We start from the raw sequence: 24989 nt of genomic DNA, 5'->3' as shown, positions 1-24989 counted from the left end.
CGTCTTCGCGCGCGACCGAGGGGTCAGGCGTTGGTGACGATCCGGCTGATCTGCGCCTCGTCGAGCGGGAACCAAGGTGTCTCGTTGACGCCGCGTTCCTGCACCGCGTTCACCGTCACCGCGGCCACGACCAGCACGATCAAGCCGACGAGCGCCGCGATGCCCGGCCACCGGCTCGTCCCTGGCGCGGAGTAGCCGCCCCCGGAGGCCGCGGCGGCCTTCTGCTGCTTACGACGCTTCTTCTTGAGTTCCTTCTTCGCACCCAGCCAGGCGTCGCGTTCGGCGTGTTTCTGCCAGTCCGGATTCATCAGATCCGGATGGGTCTCGATCCGCCGGTCCTCTTCGTCCATCTCGGTCCTCTTCCCCAGGATTTCGGCCGACTACCGGCAGGTGTCCCTCGACGGGAGGGGTTTCGTCGGGTCGTAGGTGCTGGTCTCGTCGACGGGAGGTGTGCCGGCGACGGTGCTGTCCTTGTCAGCGTACTGGGGCGCGAGGATGCCGGTCTTGATCGCGTCGCAGGCCATGCGGGAGCGGTAGCCCCTGCCTTCCCCGAAGGAGAGCCCGGCGTCGGCCTTCGCGAACGGCGGTGCCTTGCGGATCACGTAGTCCTGTTCTTCGCGGAGGAACGGGACGATGTCTTCCGGGGACCTGGCCTCGCCAGGACGTGCTTCGAAGGCGTACGCGGTCGTGTAGCTCGCGTGAATGGTCAGTTCGCCGTTCTCCCCGGCCTTGGTGGTGAGAGACCCGGTCATGCGCGGACTTACCGGAAGCAGCCGGTTCGTTCCGATGAGGATCAGGTACTGGCTCCTGTCGATGGTCGCTGCGCTCGTGAGCTTCGGTTCGAGCCGGGTGCGCTCGTTCGGGGCCAGCAGCGCGAGCAGCTCCGAACCGTCGTGGTCCCGCAGCGCCCGGGACCCGAGCCGCGCGGCCGCGATGGCCTCCGTCACCTTCCGGTACGCGGCGTCGACCTCCTGCGCGCTGAAGCCGCCGACGGCCTGCCCCGGCGGCACGGTGATCCCGGCCGTCCCTTCGCGCCAGTTCGCGGCGGGAGTGCAGTCGAAAGGCCGGTCGAGGTCGACGCCGGTGAGCACCGGGGCCGCCTTCGGAGGCTGCGGCCCCGGACCCGAGCTGCCCCGCATCTGGTGCATGACGACCGCCGCGGCCCCGAGCAATGCCACGGTCCCGATCACGAACAGGCCGACGACGACCCTGCGGGTCATCCGGAACCGGCGGCGCGGCCGCTGCTTCCGCCGCCGTTTCAGATCCTTCTTCGCGCCGTGCCGAGCCTCGCGTTCGGCTCGTTCGCGCCATTCCGGATCCATCAGATCCGGATGCGTCTCCAACCGCGCGTCCTCCACGAACCCGCCCCTCCCCAGTGCGTCACGACATCCCCTCATCGGCTGGGAACGGCGGGCGTTACGGCCGGTGAGGAAGTCGCTAGAGGGGGTTCGTAGACTTGTCAACTGTGACCGAGAACGCCCAGCCGCAGCAGACCGACCTTCCGGGTACCTGGAACCCGGCCGACGAAGAAGCCTCGCTCTACCAGCGTTGGGTAGACGCCGGCTACTTCACGGCCGACCCCACGTCGGACAAGCCGCCGTTCACGGTAGTCATCCCGCCCCCGAACGTGACCGGTTCGCTGCACATCGGGCACGCGTTCGAGCACACCCTGATCGACGCCATCACCCGCTACCACCGCATGCTCGGCGACGAGACGCTGTACCTGCCGGGGATGGACCACGCGAGCATCGCGGTCCACGCGCTGGTCGAGAAGCAGCTCCGCGCCGAAGGCACCAGCCGCCGCGAGCTCGGCCGCGAGGCCTTCGTGGAGCGCGTCTGGCAGTGGAAGAACGAGCACGGCGGCAAGATCCTCGCCCAGATGAAGCGCCTCGGCGAGGGCGTCGACTGGACCCGTGAGCGGTTCACCATGGACGACGGCCTGTCCAAGGCCGTCAACACGATCTTCAAGAAGCTCTTCGACGACGGCCTCATCTACCGCGCCGAGCGCCTGGTCAACTGGTCGCCGGAGCTGCGGTCGGTGCTGTCCGACGCCGAGGTGAAGCACGAAGAGGTCGAGGGCGAGCTCGTCTCGATGCGCTACGGCGACGGCGAGAACGCGATCGTCGTGGCCACCACCCGGATGGAGACGATGCTCGGCGACACCGCCGTCGCGGTCCACCCGGACGACGAGCGTTACACCCACCTCATCGGCACCGAGGTCGAGCTGCCGCTGACCGGGCGCAAGATCCCGATCGTCGCGGACAAGCACGTCGACCCGGAGTTCGGCACCGGCGCGGTCAAGGTGACCCCCGCGCACGACCCGAACGACTTCGAGATCGGCCAGCGGCACGACCTGCCGATGATCACGATCATGGACGAGCAGGGCCGCATCGACGGCACCGGCACCGAGTTCGACGGCATGGACCGCTTCGAGGCCCGCGTCGCGGTGCGGGAGAAGCTGCGCGAGCAGGGCCGCATCGTCGCTGAGAAGCGTCCGTACCTGCACAGCGTCGGGCACTCCGAGCGCTCGAAGGAGCCGATCGAGCCGCGGCTTTCGCTGCAGTGGTTCGTCAAGGTCGGCCCGCTCGCGAAGGCCGCCGGCGACGCGGTGCGCGACGGCCGGGTGAACGTCCACCCGCCGGAGATGGAGAAGCGCTACTTCGATTGGGTCGACAACCTGCACGACTGGTGCATCTCGCGTCAGCTGTGGTGGGGCCACCGCATCCCGGTCTGGTACGGCCCGAACGACGAGGTCGTCTGCGTCGGACCGGACGAGGAGCCGCCCTCGGGCGAGGGCTGGACCCAGGACCCGGACGTCCTCGACACCTGGTTCTCCTCGGGCCTGTGGCCGTTCTCCACCCTCGGCTGGCCGGAGAAGACCCCGGACCTGAACAAGTTCTATCCGACGTCGGTGCTGGTCACCGGCTACGACATCCTGTTCTTCTGGGTCGTGCGGATGATGATGTTCGGCCTCTACGCCACCGGCGAGGCGCCGTTCAAGACCATCGCGCTGCACGGCATGGTCCGCGACCAGTTCGGCAAGAAGATGTCGAAGACCGCGGGCAACGGCGTCGACCCCATCGAGTGGATGGACAAATACGGCACCGACGCGCTGCGCTTCACCCTCACGCGGGGCGCGAACCCGGGCACCGACGTGCCGATCGGCGAGGAGTGGGTCGCCGGCTCCCGGAACTTCACCACGAAGCTCTGGAACGCCACCAAGTTCGCGATGATGAACGGCGCGGACGCGAACGCCCCGCTGCCCCCGGCCGCCGAACTCACCGAGGCCGACCGCTGGATCCTCGGCAGGCTCGGCAACGTCGTCGAAGAGGTCACCGGATACCTCGCGGACTACCAGTTCGCGAAGGCCACCGACACGCTGTACCAGTTCACCTGGACCGAGCTGTGCGACTGGTACCTGGAGCTGTCGAAGGTCCAGGTCTTCCAGGGTGACGAGGCCCGCGTGACGGCGACGCGCGCGGTGCTGGGGCACGTGTTCGACACCGTGCTGAAGCTGCTGCACCCGTTCATCCCGTTCATCACCGAGAAGCTGTGGACGGCGCTGACCGGCCGCGAGTCGCTGGTGATCGCCCCGTGGCCGGTGGCCGACGCCTCGTACGCCGACGCCGTGGCGGACAAGCGGATCGCGGACGTGCAGAAGCTGGTCACCGAGGTGCGCCGGTTCCGCGCGGACCAGGGCCTCAAGCCCAGCCAGAAGGTGGCCGCGCGGCTGTCCGGCGATGGATTCGCCGAGCTCACCGGGCACGACGAGCCGATCCGCTCGCTGGTCCGGCTCACCCAGCCCGAAGAGGGCTTCGCGCCGAGCGCGTCGCTCGAGGTCGGGCTGTCGGCCGGTGTGGTGACCGTCGAGCTGGACCTGTCCGGCACGATCGACGTCGCCGCGGAGCGCAAGCGCCTGCAGAAGGACCTCGGCGCGGCGGAGAAGGAACTGGCGCAGGCCGAGGCCAAACTCGGCAACCAGGCCTTCATCGACAAGGCGCCGGAGCCGGTGATCGGCAAGATCCGGGCCCGCAAGGAGACCGCGGTCGCGGACATCGAGCGCATCAACGCCCGGTTGGCCGCCCTTCCCGCTTCCTGACGAACGCTAGGAACGGTCCTTTCCTCGCAAAATTTGCAAGGAAAGGACCGTTCCTTGCATTCAGCGAAGGTGACGGAGGATCACTCCGGTCACGCCCGCCATCCCCGTGCGATACGGGTGGTAAGCCGCCGCGGCGAGCAGCTTCGTGTGCTGCCCGTTGATCCACGCGGCCCCGTTCGGCGCGCAGGCGTCGTGCCCGGCGGACGGTCCGAAGGTGTCGATGAAGGTCGCCTTGCCGTCGGCCGCGACGGCCTTCTCGATCGCCGAGTTCAGCGCCTTCTCGACGTCGTTGAGCCAGGCGTAGTCGCCCTCGGCGAAGGGCAGGATCTTCGGGCAGTAGCCGCGTTCCGGCGCGATCCGCGGGTAGCCGATGACGAGCACCTCGGCCCGCGGAGAGCGGGTATGGACTCCGGCCAGCACCTTTTCGACGTTCTTGCCGGTGTCGGCGATCTTGGCCTTGATGGTGTCGACACCACCGACGGTGAACCGCTCCTGGCACGGGTTCCCGGTGGGATCGCTCGCGCGCAGGGACGGGCAGGTGCCGACGAGCGTGCCGAAGACGCCGTAGTCGTTGCCGCCGATACCGACTGTGACCAGGTCGGTGTTCGCGCGCAGGGCGCTGAACTGGGGCGGGTTGCTGCCGAGCGTCACGCTTTGGCGTTGCGTCATGTTCGTGGTGTCGGCGCCGCCGCAGCTGATGTCGGTGAAGGAGCGGACCCGCAGCGCCGCGGCGAGCATCGACGGGTAGTTCTGCGTCGACTTGCCGCAGAAGAGCGGGTCGAGGCGGGGGAGCGGGATGAGCGGTCCGGAGGTGTAGGAATCACCCAGCGCGACGTAGTTGCGGTAGGACCGCGTGGTGGCGGTGGCCGCCGTGGCGGAGGCGATCAGCAGGACGACGGTCGAGACGGCCGCGAACAGGACGCGTCTGTAGCGCATGAGGACCCCGATCTCCGGACTGGATGGCCTCTCAAAAATGAACCGGATCCGGCCCGGTCGGCGCCGCCGATCGGGTGGTCGAGCGCCGGTTTCACCCGCTTGGGGTGTCACATCGGGTGATCGTCTTCCGGTCGGCGGTAGACCAGCAGATAGCGGTAGAAGAGCAGGTTCCGGACTTTGCTCCCCGGCAGCAGGGCGGCCGCGTCGCGCCGGATCCGGCTCATCGGCGGGAAGGTCTCCACGATCGGCGCCGTCGGCAGCGGGTCGGCGCCGCCGTTCAGCCGCTCACCCGCATAGACGACCACTCTGGCCAGCGCGTTGACCGGTGAGGCCACGAGAGCGCGCGCGTAGTCGGCGACGGTGCTGGGCCTGCCGAGGCCGAGGACGGCGAGCACACCGCCGGGGACCAGCGCGTCACGCAGCCTGGTGACCGTGTCGAACGGCACGTGGTGGAGCATCGCGAGGCAGGAGATGAAGTCGTACGCCTCGTCCGGCAGTTTTTCGGCGACCACGTCGGCCTGCCGGTACGAGATCGTGCCGGGGCCCGGCGAGCCGGCGGCGCGGGCGAGGTCGATCATCGGACCGGACCGGTCGATCGCCTCGACGTGCATCCCGGTGGCCGCGAGCCGCCGCGCGAACCGCCCGCTGCCGCAGCCCACGTCCAGCGCCACGCCGGGGCCGGGAGGCAGCTGGTCGAGCAGCAGCGGGTGATAGTGGTCGTTGTGGTTGAACCCCATGCGTCGAGAGTGCCAGGAAAAGCCGCACGTAGACTCGGCGTGACAGGCAGCAAGGGTAAGAGGAGAGTTCGTGCCGCGAGGTGACGGCCGGGATTCCGAAGATTTCAGGGAATCCCCGGACCTGGCAGATCTGGACAGTTTCGCCGGTGTCGACGAATTGGGGGCCCGCGCCCACGATCCGTCCGACGACACCGACCCGGATCTGGACGCACCCGACGCCGCGTACCAGGCGGGCGGCGGTTCGCGGGGCGGTATCGGCGGGATCGGGCAGCTGGGGGACAACCTCGCGCTCGGCCCCGTGCCGGACCTCGTCGCCCCGGAGGACGTGGAGCTGCACGAACTGGACGACCAGGGTGACGAGTTCGCCCCGTCCGACCCCAACGGGCAGCAGGCGCGCCGCGAGCTGCTCGCCGTCGAGGCCGAGCTGAACCAGCGCTGGCCCGAGACGAAGATCGAGCCGTCCCTCGCCCGGATCGCGGCCCTGGTCAATCTCATGGGTGAACCGCACCGCGGTTACCCGGTGCTGCACGTCGCCGGGACCAACGGCAAGGGCTCGACCACCCGGATGATCGACGCGCTGCTGACCCGTATGGGCCTGCGCGTCGGCCGGTACACCAGCCCGCATCTGCAGCTGGTCACCGAGCGGATCGCGCTCGACGGCGCCCCCATCTCCGCCGCCGCGTACGTCGACCTGTACCGCGACGTCGCGCCGTACGTGACCATGGTGGACAACGCCGGTGGTCAGGACGCGGTGCCGATGAGCAAGTTCGAGGTGCTGACCGGGATGGCGTTCGCGGCCTTCGCCGACGCGCCCGTCGAAGCCGCGGTCATCGAGACCGGGCTCGGCGGCTCCTGGGACGCCACCAACGTCGTGGACGGCGACGTCGCCGTCATCACGCCGATCGGCGTCGACCACGTCGAGTACTTCGGCGGCTCTCCGGCCAAAGCCGCGGTGGAGAAGGCCGGGATCATCAAACCCGGCAGCGTCGTGGTCATCGCCGAGCAGGAGCCCGAAGTCCAGAAGATCCTGCTGGAACGCGCCATCGAGGTCGACGCGAGCGTCGCCCGCGCCGGCAGCGAGTTCGGTGTGCTGGAGCGCGAGGTCGCCGTCGGCGGGCAGATGCTGAAACTGCAGGGCCTCGGCGGTGTCTACGACGAGATCTTCCTGCCGCTGCACGGCGCGCACCAGGCCGCCAACGCCGCTCTGGCGCTGGCCGCCGTCGAAGCGTTCTTCGGCGCGGGCAAGGACAAGCAACTGGTCATCGAGGCCGTCCGCGAGGCCTTCGCCGAGGTCGAGACCCCCGGCAGGCTGGAGCGCGTCCGCGCCGCCCCGACCGTGCTGCTCGACGCCGCCCACAACCCGCACGGCGCCAAGGCGCTCGCGACCACCGTCGCCGAGGAGTTCGCCTTCCGCCGCCTCGCCGCCGTGGTGAGCGTGATGGCGGAGAAGGACGCCCGCGGCATCCTGGACGCGCTCGAACCGGTGGTGTCCGAGATCGTCGTCACCAAGAACTCGTCCCCGCGCGCGATGCCGCTCGACGAACTCAACGACGTCGCCATCTCGATCTTCGGCGAAGACCGCGTCGTGGCCGAGCCCAGCCTCGACGCCGCGATCGAGACCGCCATCGGCCTCGTCGAGCAGAGCGACGACCCCGAGGAACCGCTGGCGGGCGGCGGCGTGCTGGTCACCGGCTCCGTCGTCACCGCGGGCGAGGCCAGGACCCTGTTCGGTAAGGAGCCGGCGTGACCGACGAGACCCCGAAGCCGCCCGCCAAGGACCCGATGAAGTCCTTCCGCGGGGTGATGGCCGGTTCGCTGATCATGGAGGGCATCACCGTCGCGCTCGCGCTGCCGGTGGTGGCGAAACTCGGCGGCGGCGTCGGTTCGCTCACCGGCTGGTCGGTGATCGTGATCGCGGTCGCGCTGATCGTGCTGTGCGGTTTCCTGAAGAAGCCCTGGGCGGTGCCCGCGGTCCTCGTGCTGCAGGTCGCGCTGATCGCGTTCTTCGTCGCGCTGCCCGCCGTGGCGATCCTCGGGGTGATCTTCCTCGGGATCTGGCTGTGGCTGCTGTGGCTGCGGCGGGACGTGGCGCGGCGGATGGCGGCGGGGACGTTGCCGAGTCAGCAGCAGCAACCGCAGTAACGGCGTCGCCATCCAGGCCGACTCGGTGGATGTTCACCGGGACGGGAGCCATGGATGGCCAGGAAAGCGTTGATCGTCGGGAGTTCCCGCTTCACCGATCCCTCGTTCGAGGGGTTGGACGTCACGACCGAGGCCGCGGCAGTGGCCGCGGTGTTCGGGGACGAAGCCATCGGTGGCTTCGAGGTGGCATCGCTTTCCGATCAGTCGAACACCACGGTCTTCAGCGTGATCGACCGCTTCTTCGACGCGGCGGGGCCGGAAGACGTCTTGCTGCTGTATCTCATCGGCGGCGGGGTCCAGGGGCAGGGTGAGTGGTATTTCGCCTCGACCGACACCGATGCGCGGTACGCCGCGACCAGCGCGTTGTCATCGAGGGCGCTCCGCCACTACGTAGAGACCAGCGACTGCCGGAAGTTCGTGCTGATCTTCGACTTCCCTTTCTCCGGAGCCTTCGCCGAGTCGGTCATGTGGGTCGGAGAGGACTTTCCGGGAGAGCGGGCGATCGTGGCCGTGTCCGCCACGAATGCCTTGCGAGAGCATGAAAAGGGGCCTTCCTGGAGCGCCGGTGTCCTCGCTGACGCCCTCGTCGACGGCCTCCGTACCGGCCGGGCCGACGCCGATCGCGACGGTGTGGTGACGGCAGAGGAGTTCGGGGCGTTCCTGGGGCGAGAGGCGGTGACGCCGGTGCAGCAGACGATGTACCACGTGACGCCTGCGGCCGAGCACCTCCGAGTGGCCGGCAGTCCTGCGGTGCACGGCACGACTCCGGGTTCCGACGTCGAGTGGGCCGCCGACGCGACCGCGCGCGAGGACTTCCTGCATCGCGACGAACTCGCTGGAGTGCTCGCCTTCCGGCTGACCGACGCTCGGATGCGCCGACCGGACGTTTCCTTCCTGGTCCACGTCGACGGGGCATGGGGAACGGGAAAGACGACGCTGCTCGGTTTCCTGAGGCGGAGGCTGGGCGGCACTTTCCTGCTCGTCGAGTTCGACGCGTGGCGGCAGGCTCGCCTGGGGCGTCCGTGGTGGACGTTGCTGACCGCGGCCAGGGACGCGATCGCCGCGGATCGAGGTTGGTGGGGGAGGCGATGGCTCCGGTCGGCCGAAGTCTTCGCCAGAGCGCGCCGGACCGGTGCCCCTTATGCCTTCGCGGTCCTGGTCCTGGTACTGCTCGTCGGTGGTCTCGCATTCTGGCTGTGGCCACGACAGGGCACGGCCGGGGGCTGGAGCGAGGCGGCCAAGGTCGTCGGCACCGTGGTGGCCGCGATGATCCCGTTCTGGGCGGGCGCGCTCGTCGTGAGCCGCTTTCTGCTCTGGAACTCGGCTCGTGGCGCGAAACTCTTCGAAGAGTCGGGAACGAACCCGATGGCGGAGGTGTCCGCACACTTCTCCTGGCTGCTGGGCCGTACGCGGAAACCGTTGCTGTTCCTCATCGATGATCTGGACCGGTGTGGGTATGAGGAGGTCGTCGGCCTGCTCGACACCGTCCAGACCGTCTTCCGTAACGCGCCGGGCGCGGCGAGCGCGCCCTTGTTCGTCGTCGCCGCGGACGGAGCTTGGCTTCGCAAGAGCTATGAGTCGAAGTATCCGGTGTTCGAGCATTGTGTCGCCCGTCCCGGTAAGTCACTTGGCTACCTGTTTCTCGAGAAGCTCTTTCAGATAACGGTTCCCATGCCGTCGTTCACGACCGCGCTGCGGCGGCTCTACATCGATCGGCTTCTGCGGATCTCCGAAGGCGGGGACTCGGAAATCGCGAGCGAGGCGGCTTTGCTTCGTGGTCGTCTGCGCGGTGAAGCCGGCAGGGAAAGAGAGATCCTCGACATTCTCGACGAGGCGTCGGCAGCAGCGAAGGCGGAACTGGTCGGTGACGCCACCCGTGCGCTCGCGCAGCCCGTGGTGCGCGAACAAACCGAACACTGGCTGCGGAAGTTCGCGCCGTTGATCAGTGATACGCCACGCGGATTCAATCAGTTTGTCAACACCTACACCGCTCATCGGGCCATCAGGACCTTGGAAGGCAACACGGTCGGAACCGACACGCTGGCCTTGTGGTGTGTCGTCCGTGTCCGCTGGCCGGATCTTTTCGATCACTTGGAGGCGGAGCCGTCTTCGGTCGCCGGGATCCTGGATCCGGCCTTGGTGAGTGATCACTTCCCGGAGCGTCTGCGCGAAGTGGCCGCCTCGGCCTCTGTGCGTGAGGTCGTGGCCTCGACGTTGGGCGGGCCGTTGTATCAGGGCCGGATCGAACAGTGTTGCGGTGTCTTCGAGTCTTGATTTCCGCGCATGCCGAGGGGCCCGTCGCCTGGTGGTCGGCGGGCTTCCTCGGGTTCAGCGGTGGTTGTGGCGGGGTGTTTGGAGCGGGTCGAGGTATTGCGGTGGGATGAATTCGGGTCGTCCGTTGGTGATGTGGACTGTCCAGCCGGATTGGCCGTGGATGACCATGTGGTGGTAGCGGCACAGCAGGCAGAGGTTGTTGAGGTCGGTGTCGCCGAGCTGCCCCCACGGCAAAATGTGGTGGGCTTCGCAGTGCTTCGGCTTTCGCCGGCAGCCAGGAAATGCGCACCCGTGGTCGCGCAGGTTCAAGGCCCGTCGTTGAGCAGGGGTGACACTGCGGGCGGCACGTCCGATGTCGAGGGGTTCGCTTTCGCTGCCGAGGATGGCGGGGATGATTTTGGCGTCGCAGGCCAGCATCCGGGCGTGCCGGGCGGTGATCTGCGCGACCCCGTCCACGCAGGCCGCCCCCAGCCCCGAGGTCAGGGTGTCCAGGGGGATCGTGACCACGATGGTGGTGCGGTCTCCGGAGAGGGTGGGGGCTTTGTCGTTGGTCATCGCGTAGTGGATCGCGTCGAACAACGCGTCCCCATGGCGCTCGCCTGGGGTGCGGGGGTCGCGGTTGCCGTCTTCGTCGACGGGTCTTCGCTGTCCCCAGGTTTCGAACAGGGCGTTGGCGCGGGCCCCGAACTCGGGGTCGAGGAGGCCGTTGAGCCGCCACCACCCGTCGTCACGCTTGTGCAGGTGCACCTCGCGTGACGGGGGTTTCAGGTCCTCGTCCTTGGGCTCGTTCCCATCGGGGTCGAGATGGGCCAAGAGGTCGGCGCCGACGTTGGCGATCTCCTGTGGTCCGGCGTGGCGGGCCAAGGTGACCAGGATCTGTTCGGCGCCGGTCCGGTCGTCGGCCGAGGCGTCGGCCGGGATCTTCTTCAGCACCGCGAGGATCGGATCCAGCTGCTGATGCCCCAGGTCACCTTCCGCGGCGGCGGCTCCGGCGATCGGCGCGAACGCCGGAGCGGGCGTGCCATCCAGATTGCGGCTCTCGTTCACCGCCAACGCGCGAGTGACGGTGTCGCGGGCCTCGTTCGGACTGACCCGCGCCGTCTCAGCGAACCAACCCGCGGTCGAACCATGGCCGAACAGTTCCATCGGACCCCGGGACTCGATCTCGACCAGGAACTGCCCGACCTCCGCCAACGCCTGCCGTGCCACCGACAACCGCTCCACCACACCATGCGCCAGCTCCCGCGCACCAGCACGCCACAACTCCCGCGGCGGCTCGAGGATACGTTGTCCGGACACCCCACAAGAATACCAGGGAATCGAACAAAGATTCGAATCAAAAGTTAGCAAACACGCGAAAATTTGTTCATATTCCTCGGTGGGCTCTTTGTCGCGCGAAGCATTCTTTAACGCGCGAAGCACGCCAAGTCGAATAGAGTCGCGGAAACCGCCGGAACGGCTACCGTCCGTTCGTTCATCACCGCGCAAACCGCCGTTGGCCCACCGGCCGTGGCCGCGGGATAGAACCGCGCCATGACCGCAACCCACCACAACCGCCGCACGCTGCTCAAAGCCGGTCTCACCGGCGCCGGAGCGGTCGCGGGCGGCCTGCTCCTCCCGGGAACCGCGACCGCGAACCCGGTTCCGCTGCTCCATCGCGACCGCCCGGTGCTCACCCACGGTGTCCAGTCCGGCGACGTCACCACCGGTTCCGGCATCGTCTGGTCGCGCGCCGACCGGCCGTCGCGGCTGATCGTGGAGGTCTCCCGGGACCCGTCGTTCCGGCACGCGCGCCGCGTGCGCGGTCCGGTGATGAGCCCGGAGACCGGTGGTACGGGCAAGGTTCGCGTCGCGGGGCTCATGCCCGGGACCGAAGTCCACTACCGCGTGACCGCGGAAGACCTCGACGGCCGCACTCGCAGCGAGGCCCTCACCGGCCGCTTCACCACCGCCCCCGTCGGCCGCTCCGACGTCCGGCTGCTGTGGTCCGGTGACGTCGCCGGGCAGAACTGGGGCATCAACCCCGAACTCGGCGGCATGACGATCTACCGCGCGATGGCCGAGCGCCGTCCGGACCTGTTCCTCCACTGTGGAGACACGGTCTACGCCGACGCGCCGCTCACCGAGACCGTCGCGCTGCCCGGCGGGCGGGTGTGGCGCAACATCGTCACCCCGGAGAAGGCGAAGGTCGCCGAGACGCTCGACGAGTACCGCGGCCAGTTCGCCTACAACATGCTCGACGAGAACCTCAAGCGCTTCACGGCGAACGTGCCCGCCTACGTCCAGTGGGACGACCATGAAGTCGTGAACAATTGGTACCCGGGGGAGATCCTCAACGACCGCCCCGAATACACCGAGAAGCGCGTCGACGTGCTCGCCGCGCGAGCGTTCCAGGCGTTCCACGAATGGCACCCGATCGACCGCCGCCAGGCCGTCGACGGCCGTGTCCACCGCAACTTCCGGCACGGTTCCCGCGCCGAGGTCTTCGTGCTGGACATGCGGACCTACAAGGACGCCAACACCTCGGACCAGACCAAACCGGGCCGCATCCTCGGCGACCGCCAGGCCCGCTGGCTCGTCGACGCGCTCGACCGCAGCACCGCGACCTGGAAGATCATCCAGGCCGACCTGCCGATCGGCCTCACCGTTCCGGACGGCAAGGCCATCGAGGGTGTCGCCAACGGCCTGCCCGGCGCGCCCGGCGGCCGCGAGACCGAGCTCGCCCGGGTGCTGCGGGAGATCTCGCGGCGCCGGGTGCGCAACGTCGTCTGGCTGACCGCCGACGTGCACTACACCGCGGCGCACCACTACTCGCCGGATCGCGCTTCCTTCACCGAGTTCGACCCGTTCTGGGAGTTCGTCTCCGGCCCGCTCAACGCCGGCGCGTTCGGTCCGAACAAGCTCGACCCGACCTTCGGGCCGGAAGCGGTGTTCGTGCACGCCCCGCCCGCCGCGAACACCTCGCCCGTCGATGGTTTCCAGCACTTCGGCGAGGTGAACATCGACGGGCGGAGCGGCGCGCTCACGGTCGACCTGAGGGATGCTACGGGCGCGTCCCTGTGGTCGAAGACCCTGCAACCCCAACGCTGAGCAGTTCCGTCAGCACCGCGATGCTGAGATCGCCGTGCCCGGCCTCGGCGGCCTGCCGCACGAGGTCGTGCATCGGCCGCTGCCAGCCGACGTCGACGCCTTCCTCGGCCAGTCCGAGGTCGGCGGCGGCGCCGGCGTGGAAGATGTTCACCGAGGCCGCCGGATCCGAGTAGTCGCCGCTGTCGATTTCCTTGGCGTACATCGGAAGCACCGAGATGATCATCTCGAACCATTTGGTGGCGTACGGCAGGAGCGTCTCGGCTTCGAGCCCGCGCGACCGCAACGCGGCGGCACCCTGGAAGAACCCGACCAGCGCGGGCAACAGGGTGCCGCCGACGGCCGTTTCGTACAGCGCCGCCAGATCGGTTTCCTCACCGAGATGGACGGTGTCGCCGCCCAGCACCCGCAACGTTTCCCGGTGCTCGTCGAAGACGGTCTTGTCGCCGCCGTAGTACAACAGCGTGTCCGGCGCTCCCACGGCCGACGGCACGTTCTTGATCGCCCCGTCGAGGTAGCGCGCGCCGCGCCCCGTCGCCCATTCGGCCATCCGGCGTGCTTCCACCGGCGAGCCGCTGTTCAACGTGACCAAAGCACGTCCGGTCAGTGAGGCCGCTTCCAAAGCCGCGCGTGTGTCTTCGTATGTCGTCAGGCAGGCGATGGTCAACGGGCTCGCCCGCACCGCGTCGTCGGCCGTCGCGGCCAGACGCGCTCCGCGTGCGACGAGAGGATCGGCCTTCGAGGCCGTTCTGTTCCACAAGGTGGTCGGATGCCCGGCCGCGAGGAAGGCGCCCGCGAGGGCCGAGCCCATCGAGCCGAGGCCCACGACGGTCACCGGTGTCTTCCGCATTTTTCGCTCCAGTCAAAGGAAATCTTCGGGATGACTCCATGCTGGGCGGTCGCGTACATTCGATCAAGTACCTACTATTTTGCCGGGTACCGACAAAAAGGTAAGTGACACGATGACCAAGAACCGCACGTTCACCTGCGGCCTCGACGCCGCGATCGCCGTCATGGGCGGCAAATGGAAAGGGCTCATCCTGTTCGCGCTCCAAGACGGCCCGGTGCGCTTCGGGGAGCTGCGGCGCGCGGTGCCCGGCATCAGCGAACGGGTGCTGATCCTGCAGCTGCGCGAGATGGAGACCACCGGACTGCTGCATCGCGAGGTGTACCACCAGGTTCCGCCGAAGGTGGAGTATTCGCTGACGGAGTTCGGGGATTCCCTCAACACCGCGATGGCCGCGCTCGGGGAGTGGGGCGAGGAGCACCTCGAGCGCATCGAGGCCATTCCCTGGTCCGACGTGAAGTGAGCGGAGAAGCACCCAGTAGGCTCCGGGCGAATAGCACGAATCCCACCCAAGGAGAAATACCGCCGTGACTGAACGCACGCTGGTCCTCGTCAAGCCCGATGGCGTCGCGCGCGGCCTCGTCGGCGAGGTCATCGCTCGCATCGAGCGCAAGGGCCTGAAGCTCGCCGCCCTCGAACTGCGCACCGTCGAGCGCTCGGTCGCCGAGGAGCACTACGCCGAGCACAAGGAGCGCCCGTTCTTCGGCGACCTCCTCGAGTTCATCACCTCGGGCCCGCTGGTCGCGATCGCCGTCGAGGGCCCGCGCGCCATCGCCGCCTTCCGCCAGCTCGCCGGCGGCACCGACCCGGTCGAGAAGGCCACCCCCGGCACCCTGCGCGGTGACTTCGCGCTGGAGACCCAGTACAACCTGGTGCACGGTTCGGACTCCCCGGAGTCGGCCGAGCGCGAGCTCAAGCTCTGGTTCCCCGAGGTCTGACACACTCGTGGGTGGCGCGGGAAGACCGCGTCACCCACGGACCTGGGGGTTGTCGATGACACCGGACGAGTACCTGGCGCGACTGCGGGAACTCACCGCCGGTTTCGCGCGGGTGGCGCGCACCGGGGACCATGCCGCGCCCGTGCCGTGCTGCGGCGACTGGCGCCTGCGTGACCTGGTCGTCCACCTCGGCAACGTCCACCGCTGGGCGGCCGGGATCGTGCGCACCGGCGACCCCGCCCCGCAGATCTTCGAAGCCGATCCGGGCGCGGATCTCGCCGCCTGGTACCGCGAAAGCGCCGAAGAGCTCATCGAGGCACTGCGCGAGGCATCTCCCGGAGACGGCGCCTGGAACTTCACCGCCGCCGCCAAGACCAAAGCCTTCTGGTTCCGCCGCCAGGTCCACGAGACCGCGGTGCACCTGCTCGACGCCCACCGCGCGGCAGGGACCGAATACACCCTCGACCCGTCCATCGCCGCCGACGGCGCGGACGAGGTCCTCCTCGGCATGCTGCCGAAGGTGAAGCGCTGGCACACCCCGCCCGTGGTCACCGTTCCGTTGCTGCTGAAGACATCCGACACCGGACACGCCTGGTTGATCACACCGCCGGGTGAAACCGACGTCCCCGGCTCGCGGCAGGCGGATCCCGCCGAAGCGGCCGGTGCCGTCGTCGAAGGCACCGCGGAAGCGCTGGATCTGCTGCTGTGGCAACGGATCGAGCTCGACGGGGCGGGTATCGAAATCACCGGTGACGCCGCGGCGGCGAAGACCTTCCTCGCCGGGCCTTTCACGCCCTGACCTTCGCGCCCTACGCCGTTCGGTTCACGTTCACCTCGGGGTCTTCTCCTGGCGGTCCGCGTCCGCTGTGCTGAGCGATGCTGCCTATCACTCGATCGTGGGGTAATTCGTGAGAAATTCACGCCTGTTGCTGCTCGCTGCCCTGCTGCCCGGATCGTTCGTCGCCACACCGGCGTACGCCGATCCCTTGGCCGCTCCACTCGGTCCGGTGCCCGTCGAAGCCGCTCCGGCGGCCTCTTCGGCGAAGGAGGGCCCGTCCGCGTACGCCGTGGCCGCGCCCGACGACGGTCTCGTCACCACCAGCGCGACTTCGCGCGTGGCGCCGGGCCTGAGTCTCACCGAGTTCGACCGGTACGACCCGGCGGGCTGGATCCGCGGCGACACCCTCGCCGTCGATCTCACCAGCAAGACGCTCAAGCCGACGTACCTCAGCCCCGGCACGGTTTCCGCGCGGACGCCGCTCTCGCAGCAGGTCGCCAGGGCCGGCGCGGTCGCCGGGGTCAACGGGGACTTCTTCGACATCAACGCCAGCGGGGCGCCGATCGGCGTCGGCGTCGACGCCGGGAAACTCCAGACGGCGCCCGCGCGCGGCCACAACCTGACCGCGTCGATCACCGAAGAAGGCAAGGCGCGGCTCGCGGAGGTGTTCCTCGAAGCGTCCGTGACCCTGCCCGACGGCAAGGTCGTGCCCGCCTCGAACTTCAACAGCCCGGTGCTGAGCGGCGACGCGATCGGCGTCTACACGCCGTTGTGGGGCGCGTCCTCGCGGCGGACCTCGGTCGCGGGCGCCCGGAGCGTCGTCGAGGTCGAGGTCTCCGACGGCGTGGTCACCCAGGTGCGGCCGCAGCCCGCCGACGGTCCGATCGCCGCGGGGGCGACGATCCTGCTCGCCCGTGACGGCGGCGTCGACGCGTTGTCCGGCTTGAAGCCCGGCGACAAGGTGGGCGTCGCGTACGCGCCGAAGAGTGACGCGGGCAAGCTGTCGGTCTCGGTCGGCGGGAACAAGGTCCTGCTGCGTGACGGCGCGGTCCAGCCGGTCGACAACGTCGCCATGCACCCCCGGACCGCGGTCGGGTTCTCCGCCGACGGCATGAAGATGTGGCTGGCCACGGTCGACGGCCGTCAGGCGGACAGTCGCGGCATGACCGAACTCGAACTCGCCCGGCACATGAAATCGCTCGGCGCGGACGACGCCCTCAACCTCGACGGCGGCGGTTCTTCGACGATGCTCGCCCGCGAGGAGGGCGAGAAGTCGCCGCTGGTGCGCAATGCGCCGTCGGACGGCGGGGAACGCTTGGTGCCCAACGGGATCGGCGTCGCCACCGTGCCGGGAAGCGGGCGGCTGACCGGATTCGCGCCCGCTCCCGCGCAGGACACCACGGACGCGTCGCGTGTGCTTTCCGGGCTGACACGGAAGCTCGTCGCGGGGGGCCACGACGAGACCGGTGCCGCCGTCGACGCCCACGTCCAGTGGCTCAGTACCGATCCCTTCCGCGGCACCGTGACCGGTGGCGTGTTCACCGCGCACGCCGACCGGCTCCGGCCCGACGCGCCCGCGAACGTCGACGTCCTGGCGAAACGCGGCGGCGTCCTGGGCAAGACCACACTGAACGTCCTCGGCTCACCCGTCCGGCTGGGCACGAGCACCGAGCAGGTCGCGCTGTCCGGCGAAGGCGCGAAGAGCACGTTCAAGGTCTTCGGCTACGACGCCGACGGTTATGGCACGTGGATCGAGCCCGACGACGTCAAACTCGATTACGACCCCGCCGTGGTGAAGATCGAACCGTCCGGTGACGGGTTCGCGGTCACCGCGCTGAAGGCGTCCGGCGCTTCGGCGATCACCGCCACCGCCGGCGGGAAGGTGACGCATCTGGCGGCTTCGGTCGGCACGGAATCCCGGGTCGCGGCACCGTTGGACGGCCCCGCGGGCTGGAGCGCCAGCGTCTTCCCGGCCGTCGTCGGCGCCGCGCTTTCCGAGGCGCCGGGTCGTGACGGTGGTCGCGGTCTCGCGCTGGACTACCGGCTGAACGGGACCAACGCCACGCGAGCGGCCTACGTCAATTCGGCGTCGCCGCTTCCGCTGCCGCCCGGCACCCAGCGTGTCGGCCTGTGGGTCAACGGCGACGCGAAGGGCGCTTGGCTGCGCGCGGAACTCCGTGACGCCGCCAACGTCCCGTCCGTCGTGGACCTGTCGCTGAGCGTCGACTGGACGGGCTGGCGTTACGTCCGCGCGGCGATCCCGGCCGGGCTCCCCGACGGGCAGCGGCTGACGAAGTTCTACGCCGTCGAGAACGTTCCGGATCAGCAGTACGAAGGACGGCTGGTCTTCGACAACCTCACGTTCGAGGTCGCACCCGCGGCCGCCGTCCCCGCCGACCCGGCACCGCGTGACCCGGCGCTGATCACCGACGGCGTCGCGACCGGCGGTCTGCGGATCGCCGTGGTCAGTGACGCGCAGTTCACCGCCGACCAGCCGAACGGCCCGCTGGTGGCCCAGGCGCGCCGCGCGCTGCGCGAGGCGGTGGCGGCGAAACCCGATCTCGTGCTGATCAACGGCGATTTCGTCGACCGGGGCACGGCCGCCGATTTCGTGCTGGCCCGCTCGATCATCGATGAAGAGCTCGTCGGCAAGGCGCCCTGGTACTACGTTCCGGGCAACCACGAGGCCGACGGCGGGCATGGGCTCGCGGAGTTCCAGGCGGCGTTCGGGGAGACCCATCGCGTCGCCGATGTCGCCGGGATCCGGCTGGTGCTGATGGATTCCTCGCGCGGTTCGCTGCGCGCGGGCGGATTCGACCAGATCCGGATGCTGCGCGAGGCACTGGACGGGGCGAAGGCGGACCGGCGGATCCGCGGCGTGGTCGTCGCGATGCACCATCCGGTGAAGGATCCCAGCCCCGCCGGGAATTCGCAGCTGGCCGACCGCAAGGAAGCCGCCATGCTGACCGGCTGGCTGACCGCGTTCGAACGCGAGTCGGGCAAGCAGGCGGCCGCGATCGCCTCGCACGCGGGCGTTTTCAGCCTGTCGAGGGTCGACGGCGTGCCGTATCTGGTGAACGGCAACTCCGGGAAGTCGCCCGCGGCGGCGCCGGGTGACGGCGGGTTCGTCGGCTGGACGATGGTCCGCTTCGAGCCGGGGGACAAGGCGCAGCCGGTGCGGTTCGAGACGCGGCCGAACGTCGACGCGCTGACGCTGTCCGGGCCCTCGTCGCTGGCGCGCGGGGAGAAGGCGGACGTCCGGGCCGTGGTGACGCAGGGAACGCGTCAGGTTCCGGTCTCGTACCCGGTGAGCGCGGACTGGAAGGGCGGCTGGGGCACGCATGTCGCCGGCGGATTCCTGCCCGCGATGCCGTGGGACGTCGCGTCGTTCGATCCGGCGAGCGGGGTGCTGACCGCGTTGCGGCCGGGGACGGCGAATCTCTCGGTGACCGTCAACGGGGTCACGAAGAGCCTCTCGGTCACCGTCCGCTAGCGCTATGAAAGGTCCTTTCCTTGCAAAATTTGCAAGGAAAGGACCTTTCATAGCACGCGTCAGGCGGCTTCGTGCGCCTCTTCGACCGTACCCGGCAGCGCCGGACCCCGCGGCGGGATCGCGTCGGCGTCGGCCGGGTCCACCGTCCGCACCGAACCGTCGGCCGCGGCCCGCGCGATCGCGAGCATCGAGGCCCGCGCGTCCTGGATCTGCTGCTGTTCCCGCTCCGGGATGAGGCTCAGCTCGATCAGCACGCTGCCGTTGCCGAGCAGCCCGTAACCATTACGCGCGATGCCCTGATACGAGCCGCCGGGGTACTGCGAGACGTAGCCGCCGTTACCGTCGATCGACCGCTGCACCACCACCGCGATCTGCTTCGCGAAGTCCACATCGGACGGTTTCACGCCCGGATTCGTCGGCCACAGCGTGGAAGCCGTGATCTCCTTGCCGCTCGCGTCTTGGTAGCGGCCCTGCATGTGGTAGTCGACCATGATGTCCGGCTTGAACGCCGCGTTCCGCCGCTGGATCAAGCCCGCCTCGGTGGCCGGGTTGTCCTTCGGCGCGACGGCCGGGTCGTGGTAGCGGTTGATGTCGTAGCCCTTGCCCTTCTCGCCGTATTCGGGAGTGGCGTCCGGGTCGTAGTTGTAGCGCCAGTCGCGCTCGTGCCCGTCGGGGTTGGCGCGCACGACGATGTCGACGGTCACCTTCGCGAGCAGTTTCCGCGCCCACGCGCTGTTCCCGACGCCGACCTCGCGCAGGAACTCGAGCGCGGCGGGCGTGCCGAGCGGCTCGTCGCCGTGCTGCTGGGTGACGTACTGGATCCGGGTCTTGCCGTGGCCGACCCTGGCCGCCCACACCGGACGGCCCTCGTTGCTGCGGCCGATCTTGTCCACGCGGATCTTGCCGTGGCTGAGCGCCGCCAGCTTGTGCAGTTCGAAGGCCAGCTTCGCGGTGGACGGCCGCGGGTCCACAGTGGCCGCACGGGTCTCGGCCGCCTGCGCGGCGGGCGCCACCAGGAGCCCGGCGCTGACAAAAACGGACAACAGGGCGATTCTGGGCTTGAGACTCATGGTCGGTGAGTATCGACGAGCGGGCAACGGCCGACAAGGGCCCGGATAAACCGGTCGAATTTTGTCGGTGGCAGGTCCTAGGGTGCCTACCGTGGGTGACTCGGAGCACGAACCGGCGATGGTGCAGGCGAAGGCGTTGGTCAAGCGTTTCGGCGATTTCGAGGCCGTACGCGGGATCGACGTCGAGGTCCGCCCGGGGGAGGCCTTCGGCTTCCTCGGGCCCAACGGCGCGGGCAAGTCCTCCACCATGCGGATGATCGCGAGTGTCTCCCCGCGCACCGACGGTGACCTGCGGGTCCTCGGGATGGATCCGGACGTCGAGGGGCCGAAGATCCGCGCCCGGCTCGGCGTGGTGCCGCAGCAGGACAACCTCGACACCGAGCTCACCGTCCGGCAGAACCTGCAGATCTATGGCCGCTACTTCGGGCTTTCCCGCGCGCACGTGCGGAGCAAGGCCGAGGAGCTGATGGAGTTCGCCCAGCTCACCGACCGGGCGAACGCGGAGGTCGATTCGCTCTCCGGCGGGATGAAGCGGCGGCTGACCATCGCGCGGTCCCTGGTCAACGACCCGGAGCTGCTCCTGCTCGACGAGCCGACCACGGGTCTCGACCCGCAGGCCCGGCACCTGTTGTGGGACAGGCTGTTCCGGCTCAAGGCCGGCGGGACCACGCTGATCATCACCACGCACTACATGGACGAAGCGGAACAGCTCTGCGACAGGCTGGTCGTGATGGACAACGGCCGGATCGCCGCCGAGGGCTCGCCCGCGGACCTGATCAGCCGGTATTCCACCCGCGAGGTCGTGGAGCTGCGCTTCCCGAACGGCGAGCAGGAGGCGGCCGCGAAGCGGATCGAAGGCCTCGCCGAACGCGTCGAGGTGCTGCCGGACCGCGTCCTGCTCTACACGATGACCGGTGAGGCCACCCTCGAACAGGCGCACGCCCGCGGGCTGCGTCCGCTGTCGAGCCTGGTCCGCCGCAGTTCGCTGGAGGACGTCTTCCTCCGCCTCACCGGCCGGACGCTGGTGGACTGATGACCACAGCGCAGACGAAGGCGTCGACGGGCCGCGTGGTCTCGCGCTGGGCGGGAGCCTGGCTGCGGGTCGAGGGCCATTGGATGTGGTACCGCCGGTACTGGGTGTCCACTTTGTACTCGACGGGCCTGCAGCCGGTGCTGTTCCTGGCCGCGATGGGGCTCGGTTTCGGCTCGCAGGTGCAGGCGGGCGCCGCGACGGGCGGCTTCTCGTACCTGGAGTACGTCGCCCCGGCGCTGCTCGTGGCGGGTGCCGCGCAGCTGGCGGTGGGGGAGTCGAGCTATCCGGTGCTGTCGGGTTTCAAATGGCAGCAGGACTACATCGCCGTCACCGCCACCCCGATCACGCCGGGGCAGGTGCTCGGCAGCCAGATCATGTGGGTGAGCCTGCGGCTGACCCTGGCGGGCACGATCTACGCCGTCATCGCTGCGCTCTTCGGTTCGTGGACGAGTTTCGGCGTGCTCGCCGTCATCCTGATCGGCACGCTCACCGGTATCGCGTGCGGCACCCCGGTGATGGCGCTGGCCGCGACCACCTACGACGAGGGCACGCGGTTCGGCCTGGTGTTCCGGTTCATCCTGATCCCGATGACGTTGTTCTCCGGCACGTTCTTCCCCATCTCCGAACTGCCGGCCCCGCTGATGTGGATCGCGTGGATCTCCCCGCTGTGGCACGGCAACGAGGCCGCCAGGGCGGTCAGCCTCGGCACCGTCGGCCCGCTCGCCACGCTGGGCCACCTCGCCTTCCTGGTCGTCCTGGCCGGCGTGGGCTGGGCGCTGGCGCACAAGTACTTCTACCGACGGCTGGTGGTCTGAAATGGCGGTGCTCACCGAAGCCCCGCGTCGCGGGGTGCTGCTGCGGATCCTGCCGTCCGCGCTGTACAGCGGCCGGTCGACGGCGGTACTGGAGCGGACCTTCCTGACGTACTCGCACGCCTGGATGCTGTTCGTGTCCGGCGTCTTCGAGCCGCTGTTCTACCTGATGGCCTTCCAGCTCGGCTTCGGCAAGCTCGTCGGCGAGGTCGTCGGGCCCGGCGGCCAGGCGATGAGTTACGTCGCGTTCGTCGCGCCCGGCCTGCTCGCGGCGTCGGCGATGAACGGCGCGATCCTCGACTCGACGTACAACCTGTTCTTCAAGCTGAAGTACGCCAAGCTGTACGACGCCATGCTTGCCACCCCGATCGGGCCGCTGGACATCGCGCTCGGCGAAGTCGGCTGGTCGGTGCTGCGCGGCGGGATCTACTCGGCGACTTTCCTCGGCGTGATGACCGTGATGGGGCTGCCCGGGTCGTGGTGGGCCCTGCTGATGATCCCGGCGGCGCTGCTGATCGCGATGGCGTTCTCGGCCATCGGCATCGTGCTGGTGACCTTCCTGCGGTCGGTGTCGCAGTTCGACTACATCAACCTCGTGCTGATGCCGCTGTTCCTGTTCTCCACGACGTTCTACCCGCTTTCGGTGTACCCGGCGGGCATCCAGTGGATCGTGCAGATCTTCCCGCTGTACCACGGCATCGAGCTGATGCGCGGGCTCTCGGCAGGCGTCCTGTCGTGGGGCATGGTCGGGAACGTGGCGTACCTGGTGGCGCTGGCGGCGGTCGGGATCTACGCGTCCTCGAAGCGGTTCGGCAAGCTCCTGCTGCGCTGACCCGTCAGCGGGCCGGGTTCGAGCCCGTCCTCCGGGGCGCCACCGCGGCCAGCGCGTCGACCAGGCCGTGCCCGTAGAAGCCGTTGAACCCCGCGTACCCGGTGCAGTAGGCGTCCTGCGAGCCGTCGCCGGTCAGGTCGTAGTCGGCGGGACACGCGATGGGCGTGGCCTGGGCGTCCAGCGTCCGCCGCAGCTGGCGGGCGCTGTAGCCGGGATGCTTCGAAGCGAGCAACGCCGCGACACCGGCGACGTGCGGCGCCGCCATCGACGTCCCGCACAGCGGCGCGTACCCGCCGGGAACGGTCGAAAGCACGCACTGCCCGGCCTCGCCGCCCGGAGCGGTCACGTCGATCACGCCGAGTCCGTACGAGCTGTACCCGGCCTTGACCCGCTCTTCGCTCACGGACGACACCGCGACGACGTCACGCAGACCGGCGGGCAGCGCCTGACAGCCTTCGGCCTGGCGCCGGGCACCCGAACGCGGGGACGGCACCAGCTCGGCGGCTTCGTTGGTCGCCGCCGCGATGTTGAGGGTGCCTGCCGAGGTCGCGTACTCGACGGCGCGGGCCATGACCTCGTTCACGACGCCCCGTTTGTCGTCGTGGGCGCACGAGAGCGACCACGGATCGACGAAGTAGCTGCTGTTCGTCACCGCCATGCCCTGTGAAACGGCCCACATCAGCCCGCAGACGGCGGCTTCGGGGTCGGCGTAGCCACGGTCGTCGATCACCTTCACCGAGGCGATCCGCACGCCGGGCGCCACCCCGGTGACCCCTTTGCCGTCGTCGGCGGCGGCGATGACCCCCGCGACGTGGGTGCCGTGCACCGACGTCGTCGCGGCCCAGTTCCGGTCGGGCGCGCCGGTCAGGCAGCCCGTGGACTTGCCGGGGTCGAGGGCGTTCGCCAGGTCGGGGTGGGTGGGGTCGACGCCGGAGTCGAGGACGCCGACGACGACGTCCGGGCTGCCCGGTTCGATCGCGTGGGCCCGGTCGGCGCCGATCGCGCGCATGTCCCACTGCTCGCCGGTGCGGTCGGCGGAAGGCACCTTCGCCGGATCCGTCGGTTCGAGCTCGGCGCGGGCGGGCGCGGATCTGGCCGGTGACGTGCCGTTGGCCCGCTGCACGGCCAGCCGTTCGGCCTGCGCGCTGAACGCGGCGGCGGGCCGGACCAGCTCGGCGAAATCCCGGTCGGCCGAGGTCGCCACGGCCACGGCGATCTGCGGGTAGTAGACGGTCGTGCTGCCACAGCCCTCGGCGACGGCCGCCCTGGCCTCGGCTTCGGAGGTGCCCTTGTCGAAGGCGACGACGTAACGCAGGGCCCGTCCCTGGGGATGACACGAGGACTCGGCCTCGGCCGTCGCGACAGCGGCGACCGAACCGCAGAGCACCACCAAGGCGCACACGGCCGCTCGCAGGGACCGCCCCAGCAGGGACACCGGACCTCCCACCGGAGAACATCGGACGACGGGGGCACCGCTGCCTACGCGTCAGTACCCCCGAGCGGCACGCTAGCCACCCTCGGCCGGGTCGACAAGCTCTCCCGCGAAGTTCGCTCGGCCGGTGGCCGCGGCGCGCCCGGGAGCCAGCCCTGTGGCACCGAGTACACCGGAGTGGGGCCGGGGTGTGGGATACTCGCGGTGGCCGCTGGCCGACGGGCACACGTGAGAGGTGGCGCTCGCGGTCTCGTGGCCCGGTGGTGTGCTGCACATCCTCCACACGCGTCGCCGCTGTATGCGGCTCGACGACGTGGCGGGCGGCCCGATGTCGCGAACGTGGCCAGCGCTCCGCCGAGCAGACCTTCAGCCGTACGCGGCGCCCGGACAACCCCGGCGCCGTCGCGGTCCGGGCAAGGATTCCCGCTGCTGGTGACCACCACGGCGGAACGAACAGAAAGGGGCCCCTGCGCGGCCGC

The 24989-nt window shown here is 69.3% G+C and carries 20 protein-coding genes; 12 read left to right on the top strand and 8 right to left on the bottom strand.

Going from position 1 to position 24989, the window contains the following annotated elements; translation table 11 throughout:
* Positions 1-23 precede the first annotated feature (23 nt).
* Together AJAP_RS29215 and AJAP_RS29210 are read right to left on the bottom strand one after the other, a co-directional pair.
* Positions 24-350, bottom strand: a complete 327-nt coding sequence (locus AJAP_RS29215) for a hypothetical protein (protein WP_038517248.1) — start codon at positions 348-350, stop codon at positions 24-26.
* A 30-nt stretch (positions 351-380) separates the two neighbouring features.
* Positions 381-1358 (bottom strand): hypothetical protein, encoded by a 978-nt coding sequence (locus AJAP_RS29210; protein WP_084098376.1) that lies wholly within the window; start codon positions 1356-1358, stop codon positions 381-383.
* A gap of 107 nt (positions 1359-1465) precedes the next feature.
* Here AJAP_RS29210 and AJAP_RS29205 point away from each other — a divergent pair, with 107 nt between their 5' ends.
* Positions 1466-4099, top strand: coding sequence for a valine--tRNA ligase (locus AJAP_RS29205; protein WP_038517245.1), 2634 nt, complete (start codon positions 1466-1468; stop codon positions 4097-4099).
* 60 nt (positions 4100-4159) lie between these two features.
* Here the strand turns inward: AJAP_RS29205 and AJAP_RS29200 are convergent, their stop codons facing one another.
* Both AJAP_RS29200 and AJAP_RS29195 read right to left on the bottom strand, forming a co-directional pair.
* Positions 4160-5035, bottom strand: coding sequence for an SGNH/GDSL hydrolase family protein (locus AJAP_RS29200; protein ID WP_038517243.1), 876 nt, complete (start codon positions 5033-5035; stop codon positions 4160-4162).
* Positions 5036-5142: 107 nt separating this feature from the next.
* Positions 5143-5772, bottom strand: coding sequence for a class I SAM-dependent methyltransferase (locus AJAP_RS29195; RefSeq protein ID WP_038517241.1), 630 nt, complete (start codon positions 5770-5772; stop codon positions 5143-5145).
* 70 nt (positions 5773-5842) lie between these two features.
* Between AJAP_RS29195 and folC the strand changes: the two genes are divergently transcribed.
* From folC to AJAP_RS29180, 3 genes are read left to right on the top strand one after another with little or no spacing between them, the layout of a single operon-like run.
* A complete protein-coding gene (gene folC / locus AJAP_RS29190; RefSeq protein WP_051972632.1) occupies positions 5843-7519 on the top strand; it encodes a bifunctional tetrahydrofolate synthase/dihydrofolate synthase in 1677 nt (558 codons plus the stop codon).
* A complete protein-coding gene (locus AJAP_RS29185) occupies positions 7516-7914 on the top strand; it encodes a DUF4233 domain-containing protein (RefSeq protein ID WP_034316250.1) in 399 nt (132 codons plus the stop codon). Before folC ends, AJAP_RS29185 begins: the two co-directional genes overlap by 4 nt.
* Before the next feature lie 54 nt (positions 7915-7968).
* Entirely contained in the window at positions 7969-10188 is a 2220-nt protein-coding gene (locus AJAP_RS29180; protein WP_051972631.1) for a P-loop NTPase fold protein, read from the top strand.
* Positions 10189-10242: 54 nt separating this feature from the next.
* Here the strand turns inward: AJAP_RS29180 and AJAP_RS29175 are convergent, their stop codons facing one another.
* A complete protein-coding gene (locus AJAP_RS29175; protein WP_038517238.1) occupies positions 10243-11487 on the bottom strand; it encodes an HNH endonuclease signature motif containing protein in 1245 nt (414 codons plus the stop codon).
* Positions 11488-11721: 234 nt separating this feature from the next.
* On the opposite strand from AJAP_RS29175, the gene AJAP_RS29170 reads away from it, so the two are divergent.
* Entirely contained in the window at positions 11722-13278 is a 1557-nt protein-coding gene (locus tag AJAP_RS29170) for an alkaline phosphatase D family protein (RefSeq protein ID WP_038517235.1), read from the top strand.
* Here AJAP_RS29170 and AJAP_RS29165 read toward each other — a convergent pair.
* Entirely contained in the window at positions 13232-14125 is an 894-nt protein-coding gene (locus tag AJAP_RS29165) for an NAD(P)-dependent oxidoreductase (RefSeq protein WP_038517232.1), read from the bottom strand. The genes AJAP_RS29170 and AJAP_RS29165 overlap by 47 nt on opposite strands.
* A gap of 112 nt (positions 14126-14237) precedes the next feature.
* Between AJAP_RS29165 and AJAP_RS29160 the strand changes: the two genes are divergently transcribed.
* From AJAP_RS29160 to AJAP_RS29145, 4 genes are all read left to right on the top strand, one after another.
* The gene (locus tag AJAP_RS29160; RefSeq protein ID WP_038517231.1) at positions 14238-14585 is read left to right on the top strand and encodes a winged helix-turn-helix transcriptional regulator; all 348 of its coding nucleotides are present in this window, start codon (positions 14238-14240) and stop codon (positions 14583-14585) included.
* Between the two features lie 64 nt (positions 14586-14649).
* Entirely contained in the window at positions 14650-15060 is a 411-nt protein-coding gene (gene ndk / locus AJAP_RS29155; protein WP_005158515.1) for a nucleoside-diphosphate kinase, read from the top strand.
* A 55-nt stretch (positions 15061-15115) separates the two neighbouring features.
* Positions 15116-15859: a maleylpyruvate isomerase family mycothiol-dependent enzyme gene (locus AJAP_RS29150; protein ID WP_038517228.1), complete on the top strand. Its 744-nt coding sequence runs from the start codon at positions 15116-15118 to the stop codon at positions 15857-15859.
* A 127-nt stretch (positions 15860-15986) separates the two neighbouring features.
* Positions 15987-19331, top strand: coding sequence for a phosphodiester glycosidase family protein (locus tag AJAP_RS29145; protein ID WP_038517227.1), 3345 nt, complete (start codon positions 15987-15989; stop codon positions 19329-19331).
* Positions 19332-19390: 59 nt separating this feature from the next.
* Here the strand turns inward: AJAP_RS29145 and AJAP_RS29140 are convergent, their stop codons facing one another.
* On the bottom strand, positions 19391-20401 hold the full coding sequence (locus AJAP_RS29140) for a M14 family zinc carboxypeptidase (RefSeq protein WP_038517224.1): 1011 nt from the start codon (positions 20399-20401) through the stop codon (positions 19391-19393).
* Positions 20402-20519: 118 nt separating this feature from the next.
* Here AJAP_RS29140 and AJAP_RS29135 point away from each other — a divergent pair, with 118 nt between their 5' ends.
* From AJAP_RS29135 to AJAP_RS29125, 3 genes are read left to right on the top strand one after another with little or no spacing between them, the layout of a single operon-like run.
* Positions 20520-21434 (top strand): ABC transporter ATP-binding protein, encoded by a 915-nt coding sequence (locus tag AJAP_RS29135; RefSeq protein WP_051972852.1) that lies wholly within the window; start codon positions 20520-20522, stop codon positions 21432-21434.
* Positions 21434-22249, top strand: a complete 816-nt coding sequence (locus AJAP_RS29130; protein WP_016332383.1) for an ABC transporter permease — start codon at positions 21434-21436, stop codon at positions 22247-22249. The genes AJAP_RS29135 and AJAP_RS29130 overlap by 1 nt, the downstream gene beginning before the upstream one ends.
* A 1-nt stretch (position 22250) precedes the next feature.
* On the top strand, positions 22251-23078 hold the full coding sequence (locus tag AJAP_RS29125) for an ABC transporter permease (protein WP_037342719.1): 828 nt from the start codon (positions 22251-22253) through the stop codon (positions 23076-23078).
* A gap of 4 nt (positions 23079-23082) precedes the next feature.
* On the opposite strand, the gene AJAP_RS29120 is transcribed toward AJAP_RS29125, so the two are convergent.
* Entirely contained in the window at positions 23083-24513 is a 1431-nt protein-coding gene (locus AJAP_RS29120; protein ID WP_038517222.1) for a S8 family peptidase, read from the bottom strand.
* Between the last annotated feature and the right edge of the window lie 476 nt (positions 24514-24989).

Origin of the sequence: Amycolatopsis japonica, from assembly GCF_000732925.1 — a bacterium.
In the GTDB taxonomy this organism is placed as follows: Bacteria; Actinomycetota; Actinomycetes; order Mycobacteriales; family Pseudonocardiaceae; genus Amycolatopsis; species Amycolatopsis japonica.
The sequence above is the reverse complement of the archived record's forward strand: the minus strand, read 5'-3'. Positions and strand labels throughout refer to the sequence as shown.

Coding starts and splice junctions, on each gene's coding strand:
- AJAP_RS29195 (WP_038517241.1), bottom strand. CDS start 5,772: ATGGGGTTCAACCACAACGACCACTATCACCCGCTGCTGCTCGACCAG.
- AJAP_RS29130 (WP_016332383.1), top strand. CDS start 21,434: ATGACCACAGCGCAGACGAAGGCGTCGACGGGCCGCGTGGTCTCGCGC.
- AJAP_RS29125 (WP_037342719.1), top strand. CDS start 22,251: ATGGCGGTGCTCACCGAAGCCCCGCGTCGCGGGGTGCTGCTGCGGATC.
- AJAP_RS29215 (WP_038517248.1), bottom strand. CDS start 350: ATGGACGAAGAGGACCGGCGGATCGAGACCCATCCGGATCTGATGAAT.
- AJAP_RS29180 (WP_051972631.1), top strand. CDS start 7,969: ATGGCCAGGAAAGCGTTGATCGTCGGGAGTTCCCGCTTCACCGATCCC.
- AJAP_RS29200 (WP_038517243.1), bottom strand. CDS start 5,035: ATGCGCTACAGACGCGTCCTGTTCGCGGCCGTCTCGACCGTCGTCCTG.
- AJAP_RS29140 (WP_038517224.1), bottom strand. CDS start 20,401: ATGAGTCTCAAGCCCAGAATCGCCCTGTTGTCCGTTTTTGTCAGCGCC.
- AJAP_RS29150 (WP_038517228.1), top strand. CDS start 15,116: ATGACACCGGACGAGTACCTGGCGCGACTGCGGGAACTCACCGCCGGT.
- AJAP_RS29170 (WP_038517235.1), top strand. CDS start 11,722: ATGACCGCAACCCACCACAACCGCCGCACGCTGCTCAAAGCCGGTCTC.
- AJAP_RS29135 (WP_051972852.1), top strand. CDS start 20,520: ATGGTGCAGGCGAAGGCGTTGGTCAAGCGTTTCGGCGATTTCGAGGCC.
- AJAP_RS29165 (WP_038517232.1), bottom strand. CDS start 14,125: ATGCGGAAGACACCGGTGACCGTCGTGGGCCTCGGCTCGATGGGCTCG.
- AJAP_RS29160 (WP_038517231.1), top strand. CDS start 14,238: ATGACCAAGAACCGCACGTTCACCTGCGGCCTCGACGCCGCGATCGCC.